Here is a 22,129-nt window from a genome sequence, read left to right on the forward strand (position 1 = left end):
GCCGACGTGTCCAACGGCAGCTTCTTCTCCGCCCCCGGCCGCCGACGCGGCAGCACCCTCGCCCTCGCACTGGCGGTCCTGGCCGCCCTCGGCGGCTGGCTGCTGTGGGACAACCTGGGACAGGACGACAACGGCGGCGGCACCCCCGCGTCCTCCCTCCCGACCGTCTCGTCCACCTCGTCACCACGGCCCCCTCAAGCACCACCGGCCTCGCCCACACCGAAGAGCGACGACAGCCCCCTCACCGGCAAGGTGATCGTGCTCGACCCCGGCCACAATCCGAACAATCGCGATCACACCTCCGAGATCGCCCGCCGCGTCGACATCGGCACCAACAAGAAGGAATGCGACACCACCGGCACGTCCACGAACGCCGGTTACGCCGAGGCATCCTTCACACTCGATGTTGCCCGCCGCGCCCGCGCGCTCCTCGAAGCGCGCGGCGCGACGGTGAAGTTCACGCAGGACGGCGACCGCCCGTTCGGGCCGTGCGTGGACGAGCGCGCGCGGATCGGGAACAGCGCGCACGCCGACGCCGTGGTGTCCGTCCACGCGGACGGCGCCCCCGCCGGGGAGCACGGCTTCCACGTCATCCTGCCCAAGTCCGTACGCGGCGGCGGTGCCGACACCTCGAAGATCGCCGCGCCTTCCCGGCTGCTGGGCGAACGCGTGCGCAGCGAATTCATGGATGCCACCCACAGCGAGCCCGCCGACTACATCGGCGACGGCAGCGGGTTGAATGTTCGCGGCGATCTTGGCGGTCTCAATCTCTCCACGGTTCCGAAAGTGTTCATCGAGTGCGGCAATATGCGCGACTCCAAAGACGCCGCGGAACTGACCGACCCGAAGTGGCGTGAGCGCGCCGCCCTCGGGATCGCGCAGGGCATTACGGACTTCTTGAACCGCTAAGTCTCCGACAACCGAACGCGAGGTCACGACCGGGATACCGATGCCCCACCCCCGGTCTCATCAGCTTGATTCCCCCGTACGATGGGTCCACCCCCGACGCCTTCGCGCCATCCGCGCCTGGCGGCCAGCGTCCGTATACAAGAAAATGACTAAGGACTCACGTTGAACATCCGCTCGCTCACTCGAGGCGACGGAGTGGTGATCGGAGCAGCGGTGTTGCTCTTCATCGCCTCCTTCCTCGACTTCTACTCGGCCGATTGTGACGGCAGCTCGTACTGCGACGAGATCGACATGCCGAATGGCTGGGACACGGACACGCTCATGGTCGTGCTTCCGTCGGTGTTCCTGATCGGGCTGATCGGCGCGGGGCTGGTCATCGCCGGGCGTTTCCAGCCTGAGAGCCGTAAGGTCAGCGGGCTCACCCTCGACCAGTGGGGCGCCGGTTTCGTCGTCGTCGCCGCCTGGGACTCGCTGTGGTCGCTCATGGTCACGCCGGACAAGGGCAGCCCGGGTGTCGGCGCCATCCTCGCGCTGGTGGCGACCCTCGCCATGGCCGCGGCGGTCATCGCGACCCCGCGCGTCCCGGCCCTCAAGGCGCCGCTGATGAACGCCGCGGCTCCGGCGGCCCCGTCCCCGTACGGCGCCCAGGCCCCCTACGGTGGGCAGGCCCCGTACGGCGCGCAGGCCCCGCAGCCGGGCTACGGCTACCCGGGCCCGGGCGGCGCCCAGCCCGGTCAGCCGGGCCAGCCGGGTCAGCCCTCGTTCGGCGGTCAGCCGGGCCAGCCCGGTCCGGCCGCTCCGGCCCCGGCGGCGGGCGGCTCCGACTTCACGCCGTTCTGGTTCGCCGTGCCGGTGGCCCGGCCGCTGTACGCCGAGGACGGTTCGTCGAGCACCATCGCCGAACTGGCCCCCGGCACCTGGTACCTGGCGGTCGAGCAGCGCGGTCAGGCGCTCGTCGCGCAGACGCAGGACGGGCGGCGCGGCGTCCTCCAGGACACCACGGGGATCCAGCGCGGCTGATCCCACCCGCCGCACACGGCCCCCCGCCCGGCACACCGGGCGAGGGGCCGTTGCCATGTGCGCACCCCGGCCGTACAGTCCAGGCGACATACGGCCTGACACGTAGTCAGAGAGGGGTTGTCATGCGGCTCGGCCTGGCGCTCGGCTACTGGGGCCGCGGCCCCGACCCCCGCCATCTGGAACTCGCCCGGCAGGCCGAGGAGCTGGGCTACCACTCCGTGTGGACCGCCGAGTCCTGGGGCTCGGACGCCTTCACCCCGCTCACCTGGATCGCCGCCCACACCTCCCGTATCAAACTCGGCACGGCCATCGCCCAGATGGCCGCGCGCACCCCCACCGCCACCGCGATGCAGGCGCTCACCCTCGACCATCTGTCCGGCGGGCGCATGATGCTCGGCCTCGGCCTGTCGGGGCCGCAGGTCGTGGAGGGCTGGTACGGACGGCCGTTCCCGGCGAGCCCGCTGACCGCCACCCGTGAGTACGTCGACGTCATCCGGCAGGTGCTGCGCCGCGAGGCGCCCGTACGGCTCGACGGGCGCTACCACGCGCATCCGTACGCCGGACCGGACGCCACCGGCCTGGGCAAGCCCCTGAGGCCCATCGTCCACCCGCTCCGCCCCGACCTCCCGGTGCTGCTCGGCGCGGAGGGGCCCAAGAACATCGCCCAGACCGTGCGCATCGCCGACGGCTGGCTGCCGCTGTACTGGTCGCCGCAGCGGACCCCGCTGTACGAGGCGGCCCTCGCCGAGGCGCCCGACGGCTTCATGGTGGCGCCGATGGCCCAGGCGCGGGTGTGCGACGACATCGCGGAGGGGCTGCTGCCGGTGAAGGCGATGCTCGGCTTCTACATCGGCGGCATGGGCCACGCGGCCCGTAACTTCCACGCCGATCTGATGGCGCGCATGGGCTACGAGGACGAGGCGCGCCGGGTGCAGGAACTGTTCCTCGCGGGCCGCCGCGAGGAGGCCATCGCGGCGGTGCCGGACGCCTTCGCCGACGAGGTGTCCCTGATCGGCCCGCCCGGGCGCATCGCGGAGCGGCTGGAGCTGTGGCGCCAGGGCCCGGTCACGGACCTGCTGGTGATCGCGCCGGACCCGGAGACGCTGCGGGTGCTGGCCGATCACGCGGCGTAAAGCGTTTGGGAACGGTTGACGGGGCAATCCGTTTGAGCATGTCCCGAACTTATCGCTACGGAAACAATCAGGCGGCGACCGTCGTGATGGTCGTCGCGGACATCACGGCCGTGATCCTCGGCCTGTGGATCGTCTTCGCCCTTCTGGACGCCAACCCCGCCAACGACCTCGTGACCGTGGTCCGCGACGCGGCGGGGTGGCTCGCGGGCTGGTCCCACGACCTGTTCACGATGGACACGGACTGGCTGCGGACGGTCCTCAACTACGGCCTGCCCGCGGTGGTCTACCTGTTCATCGGCCACGCCGTGGCGGGCCGCATCCGCCGCGGCTGAGGCGGATGCGGGCGCCCGCGGCGGGGCGCGCGCGGCGGCCGACAAGCTGAACGCCGCCCACGGGGAACGGCCGGGCCCGCGAGGCCTTGTGGGCCCGGCCGGACGGACGTTGCCACCGCGGCTACGAGGACGCTGTCCGGTCGGCGGGGTGCGCCTTGGCCTCCTTCGAAAGAGCTTCCATCCAGGGCGTTTTGGCGAACTCCTGGAGCAGCACGTCGACCCTCTCCTGAAGCCTGGTGAACCTCTTCGGGTCGCCTGCCCCGAAGAGGCCGCCGCGCGGCGCCGCGTCGTCGCCCAGGTGGTCCTTCACCCACGCCTCGACCGTGTCCAGCTTCTCGAAGCGCCTTCGTTTGAGCATGACCGCGACCTGGGAGAGCGCCTCGAAACCGCCCTCACCCGAGAGTTCCAGGGGCTCGGTCGCCATGGTGATCTCAAGCGGTTTGAAGACGTTCTTTTCCAGCTCGGTGGACTTGTCGCTGTACTTCCTGGCCTGATCGAGGTAGTTCATGAACCTGGCGAGCTGCGTCCGCGCGAGTCCGCCGAAGACCCGGGCGGTGTAATCCACTTCGCCTCCCGGGGTCATGCGCAGGCGACGGCTGCGGAACTCCGCGATGCGCGCGTCGCCCATGTCGGTCGTGCTGACGCGATTCTCCTGGCTGAGGACCTCCCAGCCGTCCGGGCCCTTCCACAGCATGTTCGTCGTCTCGAAGCTCCGCCCGTCATCGGGGCTCTCGTACTCCTCGGGGCCGAACCAGTCCGTGGGGGCCCGGTCCCGGCGAAAGTCCCCGGCCAGGTCCAGGTGGCTGGTGGGGGACGGATAGTGCCAGGCGGTGAAGTGGCCCTGCTGTGCGCTGCCCGTCACGGCGAAGGCGCAGCCGTTCATGGTGGCGGTGAAGACGAACTCGGATCCGGGGCCCCGGTCCTGCTCCCCCGGGTCATGGGGGATGTCGGTGTGACCGACGGACGTGTCGGGCTCCTTCGGCCTCTTGTTGAGGTACGGGACGTACGACGAGGCGAGATACTCGTTCGCGGGCCCCGCCGACGGCAGCGCGGCGTGTCCCACGAGCGGGGAGAGCAGGGAGTCGCTGCTGCCGAACGCCTCGACGTACTTCTCCACGGCCGGGGCCAGCAGGTAGGCGGGCCTGCCCTCCTTGCTGCGCCGGCGGTCGGGGACCAGGACGAACCAGTGCCGACTCCACCGGCCCATCTGATCCGCGAACGTCTGGCAGTCCAGCGGGAGCTCCGGCGCCCGCTGCTTCATGCCCAGGGCGAAGGCGAGGGCCAGGGCGGAGTCCGAGAGGAACTTCTTCGGATCCCGCACCAGAGCGGCCTGGGCGGCGTGTTGTCCCGCGGCCTGATCCGCGGCCGCGTGGGGCTGCTCCTGCCCTCCGAGGGCCTTGCCCACGGCCGCGTTTCCCATGGTGCGCTGCAGCACGGCCAGCGTGCCCGCCGCGGGGTGCCCGGCATGGACCGTGTGCGGGGCGCACTCCCGCTCGGCCGTGACGGGGCTCCCTGCCCGGCCACGGAAGACGGCGGGCGGCTCGGCCCGCTCCCCCTGCTGGTGCCTGTACACGCCCGTTCCCTTCGCGCTGTGACGGTTGCCCCGTTCAAATGTGCGGAAGAGGGCCCTTCGGCGAAAGGCACGCGGGGGACGGACCGGGGGCAGCGTGCGCTGCCCCCGGGAGTGTCGGAAAGGTCCTAACCGCAGCAGTCCGAGTCCAGCCCCCGCGGCAGGTGCTCGCCCCCGAAGACGGCCGTGGTCGCCTCGTCCCCTCCCAGGGCGGCCACGGCCAGCAGCAGGGAGCCCGCGGTCCAGGTGGTGCGCTCCTCGGGCCAGATGGCGTCGTCCTCGTAGACGTACCCCGTCCAGTACATCCCGTCGTCCGCGCGCAGCCGCCGCTGGATCCAGCGCAGGATCTCCACCGCGCGGTCGGACTCGCCCATCACCCACAGCGCCAGGGCGAGTTCGCAGCTTTCGCCGCCGGTGACCCAGGGGTTGGGCGAGACGCAGCGGATGCCCTGGCCCGGGACGACGAAGCGGTCCCAGCCCGCCTCGACGCGGGCGGTGGCGGCGGGGCCGGTGAGGGCTCCGGCGAGGATCGGGTAGTACCAGTCCATCGAGTAGCGGTTCTTGTCGAGGAAGCGCTCGGGGTGGTGGCGTATCGCGTGCCCCAGCAGCCCCGCCGACAGCTCCCAGTCCGGCTGCGGGTCCTCGCGGTGTTCGGCGATGGCGAGCGCGCAGCGCAGGGCCTGGTAGATGGAGGAGGAGCCGGTGAGCAGGGCGTCCGGGTCGACGGTGCCGTCGGCCTTGCGCCGCCAGCCGATCTGGCCGCCGCTCTGCTGCAGGGTCAGCACGAACTCGACGGCGGCGAAGACGGTCGGCCACAGCCGGTCGAGGAACGTGTCGTCGCCGGTGGCCAGATAGTGGTGCCAGACGCCGACGGCCACGTACGCGCAGAAGTTGGTCTCGCGGCCGCGGTCGGTGGGCGCGTCGGCGGCCACCCCGGCGGGGGTGTCGGGGTAGGCGGCGTACCAGGAGCCGTCCGGGTTCTGGTGGTCGGCGAGCCAGCGGTACGCGGCCTCGGCGCGCTCGTGCTCGCCCGCCGCGTCCAGCGCCATCGCGGACTCGACGTGGTCCCACGGGTCGAGGTGGTGGCCGCGGAACCACGGGATGGCGCCATCCGCGCGCTGGACGGCGGCGATGCCCTCGACGGTGCGCAGGGCCTCCTCGGCGGTGAGGATCCCCGGCAGCGCCAGCCGTTCGGTACGGGGGCCGGGGCGCGGGCCGCGCGCGGTCACGCCCGGTCCTCGCGGGAGGCGTGGGGCTTGGTCGCGTACGCCACGAAGCTCTTGCCGATCAGCGGGTTCAGCGCCTGTTCGGCGACCCGCGTGGCCAGCGGCTTCTTCATGATGTCCCAGACCAGCAGCTTGTGGTAGGCGCGCACCGGCAGCGCCTTGTCGTTGTCCACCCCGAAGGCGCACTTCAGCCACCAGTACGGGCTGTGCAGGCCGTGCGCGTGGTGGGTGCCGTACGGCCGCAGCCCGGCCTCGCGCATCCGCTCCAGGAGTTCGTCGCCGCGGTAGATGCGGATGTGGCCGCCCTCCACCTCGTGGTACGCGTCGGACAGCGCCCAGCACACCTTCTCGGGCCCGTAGCGCGGCACGGTGACGGCGATCCGGCCGCCGGGGCGCAGCACCCGCACCATCTCGGCGAGCACACCCTTGTCGTCGGGTATGTGCTCCATCACCTCGGAGATGATGACGACGTCGAAGCTGTCGTCGGGGAACGGCAGGGCCAGCGCGTCGCCCTCCATCGCGGTGGCGGTGGCCCCGGCGGGGGCCTCGCCCGCCTCCTTCATGGCGGCGAACCACTTCGCGACCTCGCGTATCTCGTCGCCGTTGCGGTCGAGCGCGACGACCCGCGCACCGCGCCGGTAGCACTCGAAGGCATGGCGCCCGGCGCCACAGCCCAGGTCGAGGACGCGATCGCCTGCGGCGAGGGGGAAGCGGGAGAAATCGACGGTCAGCACGGGGGTCTGCTTTCGTCAGGCGGGGTCGTGGGGCTCGTGTCAGGGCTCGGGGAGGGCGGTCAGCGCGTGGCGCGGGTCCGTGCGGCGCGCGCTTGCGCGCCGACCGCCGCGCGGTAGTGCTCGACGGTGCCGCGGGCGGCCTGCTCCCAGGTGAAGCGGCTCAGCACCCGCTCCCGTCCGGCGGCGCCGAGGCGCTTGCGCAAGGCGGCGTCGGCCAGCAGCCGGTTCAGGGCGGCGGCGAGCGCGCCCGCGTCGCCGGGCGGTACGGCGAGGCAGGTCTCGCCGTCCGTCCCCGCCACCTCGGGGATCGCGCCGCCGGTGGTGGCGACCAGCGGGGTGCCGGTGGCCATGGCCTCGGCGGCGGGCAGCGAGAACCCCTCGTACAGCGAGGGCACGCAGGCGATCTGGGCGCCGCGGATGAGGCCGACCAGTTCGGGGTCGCTGATGCCCTTGACGAACTCGACGGCGCCCTGGAGCCCGTAGCGGGCCATGGCGGCGGCCACCGGCCCCTCCTCGGGGCGCTTGCCGACGACGACGAGGTGGGCCTCGGGGTTCTCGGTACGGACCTTGGCCAGCGCCTCGACGAGGTGGACGAGACCCTTGAGCGGCACGTCGGCGCTGGAGGTGGTCACGATCCGCCCGGGGATCACGGGCACGGCGGGGTCGGGCGAGAACAGCCCGGTGTCCGCGCCGATGTGGACGACGTGCACGCGCCCCGGCCGTACGCCGAGGTGGTGGACGATCTCCCGGCGCGAGGAGCCGGAGACGGTGAGCACCGAGGGCAGCCGCCGGGCCACCCGCTTCTGCATGCGCGTGAAGCCGTACCAGCGCTGCACGGAGAGGCGGCGCTTCCAGCCCTCCGCCGCGTCCAGCTCCAACTGGCGGTCCACGGTGATCGGGTGGTGGATGGTGGTGACGAGCGGGAAGCCGGTCTGCTCCATGCCCAGCAGCCCGTAGCCGAGGGTCTGGTTGTCGTGGACGACGTCGAACGCGCCGCGCCGGGCGGCCAGATGGCGGCGGGCGCGCAGGCTGAAGGTGAGCGGCTCGGGGAAGCCGCCGGTCCACATGGTGGCGACCTCCAGGGCGTCGACCCAGTCCCGGTACTCCCCGATCCTGGGCGTACGGAAGGGGTCGGGCTGGCGGTAGAGGTCGAGGCTGGGCAGCCGGGTGAGGGTGACGCCGTCCTCGGCGTCGAGCACCGGGTACGGCTGGGCGCCGATCACCTCGACGGTGTGGCCGAGCCGGGCGAGTTCGCGGGAGAGATGACGTACGTAGACGCCCTGGCCTCCGCAGAACGGGTTCCCCTTGTAGCTCAGCAGCGCGATGCGCAGCGGCCGGTCGCCGTCCTGGGCCCGGTCCTCCGCCGCGGCGGTGGGGGGCACCGTCCGAAGCGGGTCGACTCCGGTCTCCTGCGCGGCCTCTGCGGTCACTCGCGCCCCCTCCTTGATGAACTTCAGCGGGAGCGTAGCCGCTCACGATTATTTAGAACAAGTTTCACTAACAGATAGCCCGAGAAGTCTCGAAGATACCTGGCGAACCTCCCGCTCCCGGCGCCGGGGCGGGTGATCCCTACCACTCGGTAGCCCCTTGCGCGCGAGACCTTCTTCCGGGGGCATGGCCATATCGACCCGAGCCCGACAAACACCCCTTCCACCGGCCGGGCGGCGGGCTCGAGCGACACGCGACCCTAGAACGAGTTTCACTGACTCGCGCCCCTAGGCCGACCCTGCCATCATGCACGGTGTCCGTTTGTCAACCGCAGCGCAGACACTATGCATCCGAAGTGAGACAAATGACCGCAGAAGTCAAGCCAGCCTCCCTGCAGCTGACCGAGCGGCAGGAGGCGCGCCGTCGGCGCATCCTGCACGCCAGTGCCCGGCTGGCCAGCCGGGGCGGCTTCGACGCGGTCCAGATGCGCGAGGTGGCCGAGCACTCCAGCGTGGCGCTCGGCACCCTCTACCGCTACTTTCCGTCCAAGGTGCATCTGCTGGTCGCCACCATGCAGGACCAGTTGCAGCACATGCACGAGACGCTGCGCAAGCGCCCGCCGACCGAGGAGGATCCGGCCACCCGGGTCGCCCAGACCCTGATGCGCGCCTTCCGCGCGCTCCAGCGCGAACCCCATCTCGCGGACGCCATGGTCCGGGCCCTCACCTTCGCCGACCGCTCGGTGAGCCCCGAGGTGGACATGGTCTCCCGGCTCACCACCACGATCATCCTCGACGCGATGGGCCTGGAGGGCCCGCCGACGGCCGAGCAGCTGTCCGCCGTGCGGGTCATCGAGCACACCTGGCACTCGGCGCTGATCACCTGGCTGTCGGGACGGGCCTCGATCGCCCAGGTCAAGATCGACATCGAGACGGTCTGCCGACTGATCGACCTGACGGCCCCCCACAACGGGGCGCGGTAGGGGCGCATGCGGCGCACAATGCGCCCCCGGGGCGCGCAGAGGCAGCAAGATGTGCGCCCGCACGCCCCCCTTTGGCGCAAATTTCGCGTTCACGGATTGGCCAATCCCGGTATTCATGAACGGCGCGCGACAGAGCGACGACGGCGTGCGACGGAACAACGTCTACAGGGGGTGAAGAACTCCGTGATACGAGTTCTTCTGGTACATGATTCATACCTGCTGCGGTCCGCGTTGGCCGCACTGATACAAGCCGAACCTGAGTTCGAGGTGGTTTCCGCCGCCTGGCGTGACGCGCGTAGCAGAGCCCGCTCCTTACAACCGCACGTCTGCGTGGTCGACACGGACTGCCCAGGATCCGACAAGGCCGCGCGCAAGGGCGAGTTGGGCAAGCTGATGGCCGAGGCCCCGGCCGTGGAGAGCGGCCCCGAGTCCGGACTGCTCGTACTGGCCAACGCCGGGCGCCCCGGCCAGCTGCGCCGCGCGCACAAGGCCCGCGCCCTCGGGTACATCGACAAGAACGCCCCGCCCCAGCGGCTGCTGGACGGCATCCGGCATGTGGCGAAGCGGGAGCGGTTCATCGACGACTCGCTGGGCTACAGCTTCCTCAAGGCGGCGGAGATCCCGCTGACCGAGCGCGAGCTGGGCGTTCTGTCGCTGGCGGCGGACGGTGCCTCCATCGCGGAGATCGCCCGGACCCTGCATCTGTCCAACGGGACGATACGCAACTACCTGGCCGCGATCACCCGGAAGACCGGGGCACGGAACCGAGTGGACGCCATCCGCATCTCACGGTGTGAGGGCTGGGTCTGACGGTCGCCCCGGGGCGGCCTTGACGGCGGTGCCGGTCTCCGTATCGGTGCCGTCGTAGCCGCCGCCGGGACCGATGTTGCCCCGATGGTGGAGGCCGTCTTAGACGGTGTCGGAGAAGACGTACGCCATACGACGGATCAGCACCCACCGAAACGGCCCCACCACCCCCGTAGGACGCGTCTGCCACTCGTCCGGGTTACCGACCACCGCTACTCATCAGGCGGGAACACCTGTTCGCCGCCTCCGAGCAGCCGGATCGCGATGGCCTCGACCGGGCACCCCTCGGCCGCCACCAACACCGCCTCGGACGCGTCCGCCTCCGGCTCGACCGGATGCGACTGGCGCGCCGCGTCCAGCCGGAATCCGCCGGGGGCGCTGCTCACGCAGAACCCCGAGCCGATGCACACGCCGCGGTCGACCTCGACCCGCCAGCGGTCCCCCATCAGCCCTGCTCCCCGTCCCACCCCTGCGGCAGGTGGATCATCTTGTGCTCCAGATACGCCGCCAGCCCCTCGGGGCCGAACTCCCGCCCCAGGCCGGAGTTCTTGTAGCCGCCGAACGGCCCGAGCATGTCCAGGCTGAAGGTGTTCACGGAGTACGTACCGGTGCGGACGCGCCGCGCGAAGTCGATGCCGTGCGCCACGTCCGCCGTCCATACGCTCCCCGACAGCCCGTAGTCGGAGTCGTTGGCGATCCGGGCCGCCTCCTCCTCGTCCCCGTACGGCAGCAGGCAGATGACCGGGCCGAAGATCTCCTCCCGGGCGATGCGCATCGAGTTGGCGACGTCCCCGAACAGCGTCGGCTCCACGTACCACCCCGTGGCCTGCGCCTCGGGGCGTCCGCCGCCCGTCAGCACCTTGGCGCCCTCGCGCTGCCCGAGCGCGATGTAGTCCAGCGAGCGCCGCTGCTGCCGCCGCGCCACCAGCGGGCCGACCTGGGTCGCCGGGTCCAGCGGATCGCCGACCACCAGGGCCGAGGCGGCGGCCGCGAAGCGCTCGGCCAGCTCGTCGTAGTGGCCGCGCGGGGCGAGGATGCGGGTCTGGGCGACGCACGCCTGCCCGTTGTTCATCCACGCGTTGGGCACGATGCCCGCGACCGCCGCGTCCAGATCCGCGTCCGGCAGGATCACCGCGGCCGACTTGCCGCCCAACTCCAGGGTCACCCGGGTCAGATGGCGCGAGGCCACCTCCATCACGCGCTTGCCCGCCGTCACCGACCCCGTGAACGACACCTTGTCGACCCCCGGGTGCCCGACCAGGTACTCGCTGACGTCCCGGTCCGCCGGAAGGATCGACAGCACTCCCTCCGGCAGCCCCGCCTCGGTCGCGATCTCCGCCAGCAGATACGCGTCCAGCGGCGTCTCCGGCGACGGCTTGAGGATCACCGAACACCCGGCCAGCAGCGCCGGGGCCAGCTTCGCCGCCGCCACGAACTGCGGCACGTTCCACGGCACGACGGCCGCCACCACCCCGACCGGCTCCCGCCGCACCAGCAGCGGCCCGAGCACCCCGGCCCGGCGCTCCTCGAAGGTGAAGTCGCGCGCGACCGTGATGGCCGAATCCCACACCATCATCGCGCCGAGCGCCTGGGCGAGGACGCTCCAGGAGTACGGCGAGCCGTTCTGCGCGCTGATGACCTTCGCGATCTCCTCGTGCCGTACGGCGACCGCGTCCTTGATCCGCGTGACGACGGCGATCCGCTCCTCCAGCGAGGTACGCGGCCACTCCCCCTCGTCGAATGCCCGCCGCGCCGCCGCGACCGCCCGGTCCACATCGGCCCGCGCGGCGTGCGGCACCCGCCCGATGACCTGTTCCGTATGCGGCGAGACGACCTCGATGGTCTCCGCCCCGGCCGGATCGACCAGCGCCCCGCCGATGAAGAGCTGCCCGTACTCGATGAGGTCGCCCATCGCTGATGCCTCCCGCCGATACCTGACGATGCATCAGAACTGATACCAGTTCCAGTTATAGTCAGCAATGCATGCGCTGCTGCGGCCCGGCCGCACGCGCGGAAAGGGGACCCCCGTGCCAGAGGCGACCGGCGTCACCGACCACGGCGGCGGGGTGTGGAGCATCCCCGTCCCCATCCCCGACAACCCGCTCGGACACACCCTCGTCCACCTCCTCGACACCGACCGCGGGCCGGTCCTCATCGACACCGGCTGGGACGATCCCACCGCCTGGGACACGCTCACCGCCGGGCTGGCCGCCTGCGGCACCGACGTCTCCGAGATCCACGGCGTCCTCGTCACCCACCACCACCCCGACCACCACGGGCTCTCCGGCCAGGTGCGGGAGGCATCGGGCGCGTGGATCGCGATGCACGGCGCCGACGCGCACGTCGTACGCCGCACCCGCGAGGCCGAACCCACCCTCTGGCTCGACTACCTCGCCGAAAAGCTGGCCGCGGCAGGCGCCCCCGAGGATCATCTCGCCCCGCTGCGCGCCGCCCGCGCCGAGGGGCGCCCGAGCCTCCCGGGGCAACGCGCCGCCCTCCCCGACCGCGAGATCGCCCCCGGCGAACTCCTCGACCTCCCGGGCCGCCGCCTCCGCGCCGTCTGGACACCGGGCCACACCCCCGGCCACGTCTGCCTCCACCTCGAAGAGGCCCACCCCGCCGCCGCCCGCGGCCACGGCCGCCTCTTCTCCGGCGACCATCTCCTCCCCGAGATCAGCCCGCACATCGGCCTGTACGAGGACCCGGCCGACGCCACCCGCACCGACCCGCTGGACGACTACCTCACCTCCCTGCGGCGGGTCGCCGCCCTCGACCCGGCCGAAGTCCTCCCGGCCCACCAGCACGCCTTCACCGACGCCCCCGCCCGCGTCCGCGCCCTGCTGCACCACCACGAGACCCGCCTCGCCGACCTCCGCGCCCTCCTCGCCACCCCGCTCACCCCCTGGCAGCTCGCCGAGCGCATGGAGTGGAACCGCCCCTGGGCCGACATCCCCTACGGCTCCCGCAACATCGCCGTATCCGAGGCCGAAGCCCACCTCCGCCGCCTGGTCAACCTGGGCCGGGCCGAACCCGTCCCCGGCACCGACCCGATCGCCTACCGGGCCCGCTGACCCCGCTCGTGCACCATGGACGGACCGACGAACGAGAGGGCCCCGGATGTCCCGCCACCACGACCGCAAGCACCGCATCGTCACCACGTTCCAGCGGCGCATCGGCAACCCGCTGCTCTCCCGGCTGCCGTTCCAGACCCTTCTGGAGACCACCGGCCGGGTCTCGGGCCTGCCCCGGCGCACCCCCGTGGGCGGACGCCGCACCGGCGACGCGTTCTGGTTCGTCTCGGAGTTCGGCGACAGGTCGCAGTACGTACGGAACCTCCGGGCCGACCCCAGGGTCCGGGTCCGCATCAACGGCACCTGGCACACCGGCACCGCCCATCCCCTCCCCGAGGACGACCCCCGCGCCCGCCTCAAGACCCTCCCCCGCTACAACAGCGCCGCGGTCCGCGCCCTCGGCAACGACCTGCTGACCGTGCGCGTCGACCTCACCGGCTGAGCGGCGCCCGAGGCGCTATGTTCGGCCCATGCACACCACGAGGGTCTCCGGACATGTGCGGGCTTCGCGGGCGGCCGTCTACCGGGCGCTGGTGGACGGGCGCGCGATCGCGACGTGGCGGGTGCCGGACGGGATGAGCGGCCGGGTGCACGAGTTCGAGGCCCGCGAGGGCGGGAGGTTCCGCGTCTCGCTCACCTACGACGCGCCGACCGGCACCGGCAAGTCCGCCCCGCGCACCGATACGTACCACGGCCACTTCGTGGAACTCGTACCGGACGAGCGGGTGGTGGAGGCGATGGGGTTCGAGGCCGAGGATCCCGCGCTGCGCGGCACGATGACGATGACGACCACCCTCACCGACGCGGACGGCGGCACCGATGTCGTCATCGTGCACGAAGGAATCCCCGACAGCGTGCCCGCCGCCGACAACGAGGCGGGCACGCGCATGGCGCTCGCGAAGCTCGCGCGGTTCGTGGAGGCGGGGGGCACGTGACGCGTCGGCGGGTCAGGGCGTGTCGGTGACCGTGACCGGCTCGTCGTTGTTGAGCTGCCGCACGAGCTGCTTGACCTTGGCCTGGTCCCACTGGAGGTTGCCGCCGACGCTGCCCGCGGTCGGCATGTTCAGCGACTTGCCCCCGCTGCCGGTGACGTCCTTCATGGCGAGGAACATCTGGGCCAGGTAGTACGGGTTCATGTCCTTGTCGACGATCAGGGTGTCCAGTCCGGCTCCCATGGCGGGGTAGAGCTTGAAGGGGTTCAGCACGGTGCCGGGCGCCGCGGTCTGGGAAGCGAGGGAGGACAGGAACTTCTGCTGGTTCTTCGTGCGCTCCAGGTCGCTGGCGGCGAACGCGTGCCGGCTGCGGACGAACGCGAGCGCCTGCTGCCCGTTCATCGTCTGCTCGCCCGCCTGGAAGTCGGCACCGGCCTGCTTGTCCTTGAAGCCCTTGTCGAGGTTCATGTCGACGCCGCCGATGGCGTCCACGATGCCCGCGAAGCCGGAGAAGCCGACCTCCGCGTAGTGGTCGATGTGCAGGCCGGTGTTGGCCTCGACGGTGCGGACGAGCAGCTGCGGGCCGTCCATGGCGTACGCGGCGTTCAGCTTGGTGGCGCCCATGGGGCCCTTGATCTCCCCGGACTCCGACCCGCGGAACTTCGGGATGGTGACGTTCGAGTCGCGCGGCAGGGATATGAGCGTCGGGCCGGAGGATCCGTCGTGCAGGATCATCATCGAGTCCGTGCGCTTGCCGTCGGCGGAGCCCGTGTGCAGGTCCTTCTTCTGCTGGTCGGACATGCCCTCGCGACTGTCGGACCCGACGATCAGGTAGTTGGTGCCGTCGCCCGCCTCGGGGCGGTCGATCACCTGGCTGAGGTCGACCTCCTTGCGCAGCTTGGAGTCGGCCCAGAAGTACGTGGCGACCGAGGCGACCAGCAGGACGACGACCAGGGTGATCAGGACGCGTTTCACGGTCCGGCCGCGGCGTCGTGGTCGGTACGGCTCATCGACGTATCCGTCGTCGGGCCGCTGAGACGGAACGCCGTACTGAGGCGGTACGCCGGGATGCCCGCCGGGGGCCTGGAAATTATCGACTCTGCTGTCGTTCCATGAGCTCATGCCCGGCAGTCTGCATTACTCATGGGGAGAAAATCCAAATCGATGAAGGAGACAACCGAATGGCACGACAGAATGACACCGATGCAAGAAAGGGCAGCAGCGCGTACGGCTCCACCGCACGTCTGGCGATCTTCCATTCTTCGGTGCGTTCGGTGACCCTCCGGTGGTCATGTGATTACGGCGCCGGATTCCTTTGAGGTGACCTCATCGTCGTCAGCGCCAACCGCTCCGGAAGTGTTACCCGGGCGCCGCGGGGCACCCCCGGCAGGTGGGAATGCCCCGGCGAGCGCGAGGCTGAGCGCGAGGTCAGAGCCGCCGCACCCAGGCGGCGGCACCATGACCGATAGCGAGGTAAATCACCGCAGGCAGGGCGTAGTTGAAGAAGACGCGCACACCTTCGGGTTCCATCGTGAAGATGTCCTGCGACCATCCGGCGAGCCAGTCCGCCACACCGTGCACGAAGTCGACAAAGACATTCGCCTGGTTGGCGTCGAGCAGGTACAGCAGCAGCCACAGCCCCAGGAAAACCGCGGCGATGTCCGCGAGGCTGTGAATGATCAAGGCTGTCCGATCCGCCCCGCGACCACTCGAATTGCCTGCTCGGCGTCGGTTGGTGGGGGCGTGGGGATCACCCTGATAGGAAGCATTCGGGTGGTGTGGGTACGAAGCGTTATCCGCTATGTGGCCATGGGGGTTGCTCATGGGCCTCTTTTTACCGGGCCGAACCCGCCGAAACGGCCTTCACGCTCGTTTCACACCGATGTTTTCGACGCGTTACCAATTCTTTTGGCGAGGGGTGCGGCTCGGTTTTTCAACTCGGCTTTTCGGTCTTGGAGTTGTCATGGATACCGCCGCGCGGGGCGGACGGACCGGACGGGGACGCGGCGTCGTCGGCGGGTGAAGCGTCCGGTTAAAGTGGGCGGGAGAACTTCATCCGCGTTCGTTCAGGGGAAGTCGGTGGAAGTCCGGCGCTGACCCGCAACCGTGAGCACGCGCCCGTGCGGGCCGTGCGAGCCGGAGCACCTGGGCGGGCGCGACGCAGGAGGCTCCCGCCGTCCGGGTGTCCGGCGGCGGCACCGTCGTGGGATGCGGAGCTGAGCCCGGCGCCATCGGCGCGGCGGAGTGTTCCGTACGCGGGTGGGCGGCCGTGCGTGGCTGCGTAACGCCCCTGATCGAGAGGCACCCCAGCCATGAACGTACGCCGCAGCGTCGCGGCCCTGGCCATCTCCGCCGCCCTGTGCGCGACCGTCGCGCCCACGGCCGCCTTCGCCGCTTCCACCGCTTCCACCGCTTCCGCCGACGACGGCAAGCGCCCGGAGGGGCTGTACGGCACGAAGGACCCCAAGTTCGACGGGGTCTGGCGGCAGTCGCTCGCGCTGCTCGCCCAGGACACGGTGGGGGTCAAACCGGCCAAGTCGGCCATCGACTGGCTCGCCGGGCAGCAGTGCGCGGACGGCGGCTTCGCCGCGTACCGGGCGGACACCGGCAAGGCGTGCGACCCGAAGAAGGGCGAGTTCACGGACGCCACCTCGGCCGCGATACAGGCGCTGGCCGCGGTGGGCGGCCGGTCGGCGGCGGTGGAGAAGGGCATCGGCTGGCTCAAGCACAGCCAGAACGAGGACGGCGGCTGGGGCATGAACCCCGGCGGCACGAGCGACGCCAACTCCACCTCGGCCGCGGTCGGCGCGTTCGCCGCGACCGGCCTGGACCCGGTGGAGGTCGCGTCCGCGGCGAGCGGCAAGACGCCGTACGACGCGCTGCTCGGGCTGCAGCTGGACTGTTCGGCGAAGGCGGGGCAGCGGGGGGCGTTCGCGTACACCTCGGGGAAGGGCGAGCCCGCCGCCAACGACCTGGCCACGGTGAGCGCGGCGCTGGCCACCCGGGGCTCGGGCTTCGTCTTCGACCCCGTGGGCAAGGACGACGACAAGAGCCCCAAGGCGCTGGCGTGCGACGCGAAGGGCGGCGGGAAGGGCGGCGGCACGGACCGTACGCCGGAGGACGCCTCCGAGGCCGCGCTCTCCTACCTCTCCACCACCATGTCCGGCAACGGCATGCACCTGAAGTCCACGACGCCCGGCGCCGCCAAGGCCCAGCCCGACTTCGGCGCCACCGCCGACGCGATCATGGCGCTGGCCGCGGGTCAGCACAGCGCGGCCGCGGCCAGGCCGCTGCAGTGGCTGCAGGGCAAGGACAGCGGCGCGGCGGCCTGGGCGAAGGGCGACCCCGGCGCGCTGGCCAAGCTGGTGCTCGCGGCGCACGCGGCCGGTGGGGACCCGCGGCACTTCGGCGACGCCGACCTCGTACAGCAGCTCAACGCCACCGGCCCGGCCCCTGCCGAGGCTTCGGACAAGGCAGACGAGAAGGATGAAAAGGGTGGAACGGGCAGCGTCTGGTGGATAGTCGGAAGCTGCGCGGTGGCCGGTGTGGGCATCGGTTTCCTGCTCAGCGGCCGTAAGAAGCAGCAGTTTTGATGGTCGGCCGTTCGGCGACCGCCGTCCTCCTGTCGCTCATCGCCGCACTCACCGTGCTGGCCGGTGCCGCGCCCGCGCAGGCCGCGGGATACCGCTACTGGTCGTTCTGGCAGCGGGGCGGCGACGGCGGCTGGACGTACGCGGCGCAGGGCCCCTCCGCGGCCCGGCCCGACGACGGCGACATGATCGGCTTCCGCTTCGCCGTCAGCGAGGACTCCCGGGACGCCGCCCGGCCGCGGGGCGCGGCCCGCTTCGCCACGGTCTGCGACGCGGACACGCCCGCCAAGGGCGGCTCGAAGCGGATCGCGGTCGTCCTCGACTTCGGCACCGCACGGGACGCGCCGGACGGCCGTACGCCGCCGAAGTCCCGTACCGCGTGCGCGCGGGTGGCCGAGGACGCGACGGCCGGGGAGGCGCTGGCGGCGGTGGCGAAGCCGCTGCGCTACAACTCCTCCGCGCTGCTGTGCGCCATCGCGGGCTACCCGAAGGCGGGCTGCGGCGAGGCGGTGTCCGCCCACAAGGGGGACGAGGAGACCGACGGCGGCCCGTCGGCCGGACTGATAGGCGGCGCGGCCGCCGTGCTCGCCCTGGCCGCGGCGGCGGTGTGGCAGACCCGCCGCCGCCGGACGTGAACGGGATGGGTGCGGGGGCGGCGGGGGCCTTGCGTCGTACGGCGCGCCCGTACCGTACGCCCGGCGGGCGTGGGGCCGCGCCGCGCCATCCGGGGGCGTTGCATGCCGGGGCGTGGTGGGTGTGGGCGCTGGGGCTGGGGACGGCCGCGTCCCGGACCGGCAATCCGCTGCTGCTCGGGCTGATCGTCGCCGTCGCGGGCTATGTCGTGGCGGTGCGCCGCACCGACGCGCCGTGGGCGCGCTCGTACGCCGCCTTCCTGAAGCTCGGGCTGGTCGTGCTCGCGATCCGGCTTCTCTTCGCGCTGTTCTTCGGCTCGCCGATCCCCAGCACCCGCGTGCTGTTCACGCTGCCCGAAGTGCCGTTGCCCGACTGGGCGCAGGGGCTACGGATCGGGGGGCGGGTCACGGCCGAGGGGCTGGTGTTCGCGCTGTACGAGGGGCTGCGGCTGGCCACGCTGCTGGTCTGCGTCGGCGCGGCGAACGCGCTGGCCAGCCCGGCGCGGCTGCTCAAGTCGCTGCCGGGCGCGCTGTACGAGGCAGGCGTGGCGGTGGTCGTGGCGATGACCTTCGCGCCGCATCTGGTGGCGGACGTCCGGCGGCTGCGCGGGGCGCGCAGGCTGCGCGGCCGCCCCGACCGCGGGGTGAAGGCGCTGCTCCAGGTGGGGCTGCCGGTGCTGGAGGGCGCGTTGGAACGGTCCGTGGCGCTGGCGGCGGCGATGGACGCGCGCGGTTACGGCCGCACCGCGCAGGTCCCGCCCGCCGTGCGCCGTACGACGGCCGCGCTGACGCTGGGCGGGCTGCTCGGGGTCTGCTGCGGTACGTACGGGCTGCTCTCCTCCGAAGGCGCGGCCTACGGGCTGCCGCTGCTGCTGGCCGGGCTCGCCGCCGCGCTGGGCGGGCTGTGGCTGGGCGGGCGGCGGTCGGTCCGCAGCCGGTACCGGCCGGACCGCTGGGGCGCCCGGGCCTGGCTGGCGTCGGGGTCGGGGGTGGCGGTCGCGGCGCTGATGATCTGGGCGGCCTCGTACGCACCGGGGTCCCTGAATCCGCCCGCCGTTCCGCTCACCGCGCCGGACCTGCCGCTGTGGCCCGCTGGGGGCGTGCTGCTGGGACTGCTCCCGGCGTTCGTCGCGCCAGCGCCAGCCGTGCCGTACGAAACCCAGGAGGTCACACAGTGATCCGCTTCGAGCAGGTGTCCGTCACCTACGACGGCGCCGCCCGGCCCGCCCTCCACGGGGTGGAACTCACCGTGCCCGAGGGCGAACTGGCCCTGCTCGTCGGCCCCTCCGGAGTCGGCAAGTCGACACTCCTGAACGCCGTCTCCGGGCTGGTGCCGCACTTCAGCGGCGGCACCCTGCGGGGCAGGGTCACGGTCGCGGGGCGGGACACCCGTACCCACAAGCCCCGCGAACTGGCCGATGTCGTCGGCACCGTGGGCCAGGACCCGCTCGCGCACTTCGTCACCGACACCGTCGAGGACGAACTCGCCTACGGGATGGAGTCGCTGGGCCTGCCGCCCGACACGATGCGCCGCCGCGTCGAGGAGACCCTCGACCTCCTGGGCCTCGCCGAGCTGCGCGCGCGGCCCATCGCGACCCTCTCCGGAGGGCAGCGGCAGCGGGTCGCGATCGGGTCGGTACTCACCACCCACCCCCGGGTCCTGGTCCTGGACGAGCCCACGTCGGCGCTCGACCCCGCCGCCGCGGAAGAGGTGCTGGCCGTGCTGCAGCGGCTGGTGCACGACCTGGGCACGACCGTGCTGATGGCCGAACACCGGCTGGAGCGGGTGGTGCAGTACGCGGACCAGGTGATCCTGCTGCCCGCCCCCGGCGCGGCCCCGGTCGTCGGCGAACCGGCCGAGATCATGCCGGTCTCGCCCGTGCAGCCGCCGGTCGTGGCGCTGGGCGGCCTCGCGGGGTGGACGGCGCCCGTCCCCCTGTCCGTACGGGACGCGCGCCGCAAGGCGGGAGCGCTGCGGGAGCGGCTGGCACCGCTCGCCCCGCCGGTACGAGGCGAGGCGCCGGACGGGACGCCCGTGGGCCGGACCGAGCGGCTTTCCGTACGGCACGGGCGCGTCGAGGCGCTACGGGACGTCAGCCTGGCGGTGCGGCCCGGTGAGACGGTGGCGCTGATGGGCCGCAACGGGGCAGGGAAGTCGACGCTGCTGGCCGCGCTCGTCGGGATGCACGAACCGGCCGCCGGGACGATACGTATCGGCCCGGACGGAAGCGCCCCGCACCGCACCCGCCCCGCCGAACTCCTGCGCCGCGTAGGGCTCGTACCGCAGGAGCCGCGCGATCTGCTGTACGCGGACACGGTGGCGGCCGAGTGCGCGGCCGCCGACGAGGACGCGGGGGCGGCGCCCGGCACCTGCCGGGAGCTGGTCGGCACCCTGCTGCCCGAGGTGGCGGACGGCACCCACCCGCGCGATCTGTCCGAGGGGCAGCGGCTCGCCCTCGCGCTGTCCGTCATCCTCACCGCCCGCCCGCCGCTCCTGCTGCTGGACGAGCCGACGCGCGGACTGGACTACGCGGCGAAGGCCCGGCTGACGCGGGTGCTGCGCGGGCTGGCGGCGGACGGCCACGGCATCGTGCTGGCCACGCACGACGTGGAGCTGGCGGCCGAACTCGCCCACCGGGTCGTCATCCTGGCCGACGGCGAGGTGGTCGCGGACGGGCCGACGGCGGAGGTCGTGATGTCCTCCCCCGCCTTCGCCCCGCAGGTCGCGAAGATCCTCGCGCCGCTGCCGTGGCTGACCGTGCCCCAGGTGCGCGAGGCGCTGGAGGGGGCGCGATGACCGGGCCCCGCACACCGGCCTCCCGCAGACCAGCCACCCGCGTACGGGCCATCCGGCTCGGGCCGCGCTCGGTCGTCGCCCTCGCCCTTGTCTCCGCGATCGGCGTCGCCGCCTTCACCTGGCCGCTCCTCGCGCCCGCCCACTCCGGCGTCACCGCCCACGCCGCCGACGCGCCCTGGCTCTTCGCCGCGCTGCTGCCGCTGCTGCTGGCGGTGGTCGTGGCGACGATCGCCGACACCGGTCTGGACGCGAAGGCCATCGCGATGATCGGGGTGCTGGCGGCGGCGGGCGCGGCGCTGCGGCCGCTGGGCGCGGGCACGGCGGGCATCGAGCCGATGTTCTTCCTGATGGTGCTCTCGGGGCGGGTGCTCGGCCCCGGCTTCGGCTTTGTGCTCGGCGCGGTGTCGATGTTCGCGTCGGCGCTGCTCACGGGCGGCGTCGGGCCGTGGATGCCGTACCAGATGCTGGCGATGGGGTGGGTCGCGCTGGGCGCGGGGCTGCTGCCCGGCGCCGGGCGGCTGCGGGGCCGCCGCGAGGTGGCGCTGCTCGCGGCGTACGGGGCGATCGCGTCCGTGGCGTACGGGACGGCCATGAACCTCCAGGGCTGGACGCTGACGCAGGGGATGTCCTCGGGGATCAGCTATGTGCCGGGCGACCCGGTCGGCGCGAACCTGGCCCGCTTCGTCGCGTACTGCCTGGCGACCTCGCTCGGCTGGGACCTGCCGCGCGCGGTGGTGACGGTGGCGCTGACCCTCACCCTCGGCGTGCCGATCCTGGGGGCGCTGCGACGGGCCACGCGCCGGGCGGCGTTCGAGGCGCCGGTGGCGTTCGAGCGCACATGACTGCGCAGGGCATACGACGAGCGGGCCCGGTGGGCAAAAATTCGCCCCAGGACCCCCCGTCACCGCCCCCCCCCCGGTGGAAAAACCGCACGTCCCCCCGGGCGACCCACCAGCCATCCCCCAA

Annotated in this window: 22 protein-coding genes; 14 read left to right on the forward strand and 8 right to left on the reverse strand. The window is 72.2% G+C overall.

The annotated features are described in order from the left end of the window. Positions 1-6: 6 nt before the first annotated feature. From ACZ59A_RS03055 to ACZ59A_RS03070, 4 genes are all read left to right on the forward strand, one after another. Entirely contained in the window at positions 7-909 is a 903-nt protein-coding gene (locus ACZ59A_RS03055; protein WP_470952727.1) for an N-acetylmuramoyl-L-alanine amidase, read from the forward strand. A 162-nt stretch (positions 910-1,071) separates the two neighbouring features. After that, positions 1,072-1,929 (forward strand): hypothetical protein, encoded by an 858-nt coding sequence (locus ACZ59A_RS03060; RefSeq protein ID WP_470952729.1) that lies wholly within the window; start codon positions 1,072-1,074, stop codon positions 1,927-1,929. Positions 1,930-2,051: 122 nt separating this feature from the next. Then, on the forward strand, positions 2,052-3,062 hold the full coding sequence (locus ACZ59A_RS03065) for an LLM class F420-dependent oxidoreductase (RefSeq protein ID WP_470952732.1): 1,011 nt from the start codon (positions 2,052-2,054) through the stop codon (positions 3,060-3,062). A gap of 38 nt (positions 3,063-3,100) precedes the next feature. Beyond that, on the forward strand, positions 3,101-3,394 hold the full coding sequence (locus ACZ59A_RS03070) for a hypothetical protein (protein ID WP_470952735.1): 294 nt from the start codon (positions 3,101-3,103) through the stop codon (positions 3,392-3,394). A 121-nt stretch (positions 3,395-3,515) separates the two neighbouring features. Here the strand turns inward: ACZ59A_RS03070 and ACZ59A_RS03075 are convergent, their stop codons facing one another. The 4 genes from ACZ59A_RS03075 to ACZ59A_RS03090 form a co-directional block, all read right to left on the reverse strand. Then, positions 3,516-4,967, reverse strand: a complete 1,452-nt coding sequence (locus ACZ59A_RS03075) for a hypothetical protein (protein WP_470952738.1) — start codon at positions 4,965-4,967, stop codon at positions 3,516-3,518. A 125-nt stretch (positions 4,968-5,092) separates the two neighbouring features. Next, positions 5,093-6,193: a prenyltransferase/squalene oxidase repeat-containing protein gene (locus ACZ59A_RS03080; RefSeq protein ID WP_470952741.1), complete on the reverse strand. Its 1,101-nt coding sequence runs from the start codon at positions 6,191-6,193 to the stop codon at positions 5,093-5,095. Next, the gene (locus ACZ59A_RS03085) at positions 6,190-6,924 is read right to left on the reverse strand and encodes a class I SAM-dependent methyltransferase (RefSeq protein ID WP_468054103.1); all 735 of its coding nucleotides are present in this window, start codon (positions 6,922-6,924) and stop codon (positions 6,190-6,192) included. Before ACZ59A_RS03085 ends, ACZ59A_RS03080 begins: the two co-directional genes overlap by 4 nt. A 59-nt stretch (positions 6,925-6,983) precedes the next feature. Then, a complete protein-coding gene (locus ACZ59A_RS03090) occupies positions 6,984-8,354 on the reverse strand; it encodes a glycosyltransferase family 4 protein (RefSeq protein ID WP_470952743.1) in 1,371 nt (456 codons plus the stop codon). A gap of 362 nt (positions 8,355-8,716) precedes the next feature. Between ACZ59A_RS03090 and ACZ59A_RS03095 the strand changes: the two genes are divergently transcribed. Together ACZ59A_RS03095 and ACZ59A_RS03100 are read left to right on the forward strand one after the other, a co-directional pair. After that, on the forward strand, positions 8,717-9,334 hold the full coding sequence (locus ACZ59A_RS03095; protein WP_468054099.1) for a TetR family transcriptional regulator: 618 nt from the start codon (positions 8,717-8,719) through the stop codon (positions 9,332-9,334). 183 nt (positions 9,335-9,517) lie between these two features. Continuing rightward, a complete protein-coding gene (locus tag ACZ59A_RS03100) occupies positions 9,518-10,144 on the forward strand; it encodes a response regulator transcription factor (protein WP_468054097.1) in 627 nt (208 codons plus the stop codon). A 209-nt stretch (positions 10,145-10,353) separates the two neighbouring features. Here the strand turns inward: ACZ59A_RS03100 and ACZ59A_RS03105 are convergent, their stop codons facing one another. Beyond that, positions 10,354-10,587, reverse strand: coding sequence for a ferredoxin (locus tag ACZ59A_RS03105; protein ID WP_470952746.1), 234 nt, complete (start codon positions 10,585-10,587; stop codon positions 10,354-10,356). Further along, a complete protein-coding gene (locus tag ACZ59A_RS03110; RefSeq protein WP_470952749.1) occupies positions 10,587-12,053 on the reverse strand; it encodes an aldehyde dehydrogenase in 1,467 nt (488 codons plus the stop codon). Before ACZ59A_RS03110 ends, ACZ59A_RS03105 begins: the two co-directional genes overlap by 1 nt. 67 nt (positions 12,054-12,120) lie before the next feature. Between ACZ59A_RS03110 and ACZ59A_RS03115 the strand changes: the two genes are divergently transcribed. From ACZ59A_RS03115 to ACZ59A_RS03125, 3 genes are read left to right on the forward strand one after another with little or no spacing between them, the layout of a single operon-like run. Continuing rightward, positions 12,121-13,212: an MBL fold metallo-hydrolase gene (locus ACZ59A_RS03115; RefSeq protein ID WP_470952751.1), complete on the forward strand. Its 1,092-nt coding sequence runs from the start codon at positions 12,121-12,123 to the stop codon at positions 13,210-13,212. A gap of 46 nt (positions 13,213-13,258) precedes the next feature. Then, entirely contained in the window at positions 13,259-13,654 is a 396-nt protein-coding gene (locus ACZ59A_RS03120) for a nitroreductase/quinone reductase family protein (RefSeq protein ID WP_470952754.1), read from the forward strand. Positions 13,655-13,682: 28 nt separating this feature from the next. Further along, positions 13,683-14,147 (forward strand): SRPBCC domain-containing protein, encoded by a 465-nt coding sequence (locus ACZ59A_RS03125; RefSeq protein WP_470952757.1) that lies wholly within the window; start codon positions 13,683-13,685, stop codon positions 14,145-14,147. A gap of 12 nt (positions 14,148-14,159) precedes the next feature. Here ACZ59A_RS03125 and ACZ59A_RS03130 read toward each other — a convergent pair whose 3' ends face one another. After that, positions 14,160-15,266 carry an LCP family protein gene (locus ACZ59A_RS03130; RefSeq protein ID WP_470952760.1) on the reverse strand — a complete coding sequence of 369 codons (1,107 nt, stop codon included), beginning with the start codon at positions 15,264-15,266 and terminating at the stop codon, positions 14,160-14,162. A 306-nt stretch (positions 15,267-15,572) separates the two neighbouring features. Beyond that, positions 15,573-15,947: a hypothetical protein gene (locus ACZ59A_RS03135; protein ID WP_470954625.1), complete on the reverse strand. Its 375-nt coding sequence runs from the start codon at positions 15,945-15,947 to the stop codon at positions 15,573-15,575. Positions 15,948-16,456: 509 nt separating this feature from the next. On the opposite strand from ACZ59A_RS03135, the gene ACZ59A_RS03140 reads away from it, so the two are divergent. The 5 genes from ACZ59A_RS03140 to ACZ59A_RS03160 are packed head-to-tail and all read left to right on the forward strand — an operon-like array spanning position 16,457 to position 22,005. Further along, the gene (locus ACZ59A_RS03140) at positions 16,457-17,737 is read left to right on the forward strand and encodes a prenyltransferase/squalene oxidase repeat-containing protein (protein WP_470952763.1); all 1,281 of its coding nucleotides are present in this window, start codon (positions 16,457-16,459) and stop codon (positions 17,735-17,737) included. Next, positions 17,737-18,369 (forward strand): SCO2322 family protein, encoded by a 633-nt coding sequence (locus ACZ59A_RS03145; protein WP_470952766.1) that lies wholly within the window; start codon positions 17,737-17,739, stop codon positions 18,367-18,369. The genes ACZ59A_RS03140 and ACZ59A_RS03145 overlap by 1 nt, the downstream gene beginning before the upstream one ends. A gap of 5 nt (positions 18,370-18,374) precedes the next feature. Continuing rightward, positions 18,375-19,544 (forward strand): CbiQ family ECF transporter T component, encoded by a 1,170-nt coding sequence (locus ACZ59A_RS03150; RefSeq protein WP_470954627.1) that lies wholly within the window; start codon positions 18,375-18,377, stop codon positions 19,542-19,544. After that, positions 19,541-21,163 carry an ABC transporter ATP-binding protein gene (locus ACZ59A_RS03155; protein WP_470952768.1) on the forward strand — a complete coding sequence of 541 codons (1,623 nt, stop codon included), beginning with the start codon at positions 19,541-19,543 and terminating at the stop codon, positions 21,161-21,163. Before ACZ59A_RS03150 ends, ACZ59A_RS03155 begins: the two co-directional genes overlap by 4 nt. After that, positions 21,160-22,005: an ECF transporter S component gene (locus tag ACZ59A_RS03160; protein WP_470952771.1), complete on the forward strand. Its 846-nt coding sequence runs from the start codon at positions 21,160-21,162 to the stop codon at positions 22,003-22,005. Before ACZ59A_RS03155 ends, ACZ59A_RS03160 begins: the two co-directional genes overlap by 4 nt. The last annotated feature ends 124 nt before the right edge of the window (positions 22,006-22,129 follow it).

Source organism: Streptomyces sp. NPDC040405, assembly GCF_055595765.1.

Bases quoted from the DNA above. Each gene is read 5' to 3' on its own strand.
- ACZ59A_RS03105 (WP_470952746.1), bottom strand. From the start codon at position 10,587: ATGGGGGACCGCTGGCGGGTCGAGGTCGACCGCGGCGTGTGCATCGGC.
- ACZ59A_RS03070 (WP_470952735.1), top strand. From the start codon at position 3,101: ATGTCCCGAACTTATCGCTACGGAAACAATCAGGCGGCGACCGTCGTG.
- ACZ59A_RS03150 (WP_470954627.1), top strand. From the start codon at position 18,375: ATGGGTGCGGGGGCGGCGGGGGCCTTGCGTCGTACGGCGCGCCCGTAC.
- ACZ59A_RS03110 (WP_470952749.1), bottom strand. From the start codon at position 12,053: ATGGGCGACCTCATCGAGTACGGGCAGCTCTTCATCGGCGGGGCGCTG.
- ACZ59A_RS03140 (WP_470952763.1), top strand. From the start codon at position 16,457: ATGAACGTACGCCGCAGCGTCGCGGCCCTGGCCATCTCCGCCGCCCTG.
- ACZ59A_RS03145 (WP_470952766.1), top strand. From the start codon at position 17,737: ATGGTCGGCCGTTCGGCGACCGCCGTCCTCCTGTCGCTCATCGCCGCA.
- ACZ59A_RS03115 (WP_470952751.1), top strand. From the start codon at position 12,121: ATGCATGCGCTGCTGCGGCCCGGCCGCACGCGCGGAAAGGGGACCCCC.
- ACZ59A_RS03095 (WP_468054099.1), top strand. From the start codon at position 8,717: ATGACCGCAGAAGTCAAGCCAGCCTCCCTGCAGCTGACCGAGCGGCAG.
- ACZ59A_RS03160 (WP_470952771.1), top strand. From the start codon at position 21,160: ATGACCGGGCCCCGCACACCGGCCTCCCGCAGACCAGCCACCCGCGTA.
- ACZ59A_RS03120 (WP_470952754.1), top strand. From the start codon at position 13,259: ATGTCCCGCCACCACGACCGCAAGCACCGCATCGTCACCACGTTCCAG.
- ACZ59A_RS03125 (WP_470952757.1), top strand. From the start codon at position 13,683: ATGCACACCACGAGGGTCTCCGGACATGTGCGGGCTTCGCGGGCGGCC.
- ACZ59A_RS03130 (WP_470952760.1), bottom strand. From the start codon at position 15,266: ATGAGCTCATGGAACGACAGCAGAGTCGATAATTTCCAGGCCCCCGGC.
- ACZ59A_RS03065 (WP_470952732.1), top strand. From the start codon at position 2,052: ATGCGGCTCGGCCTGGCGCTCGGCTACTGGGGCCGCGGCCCCGACCCC.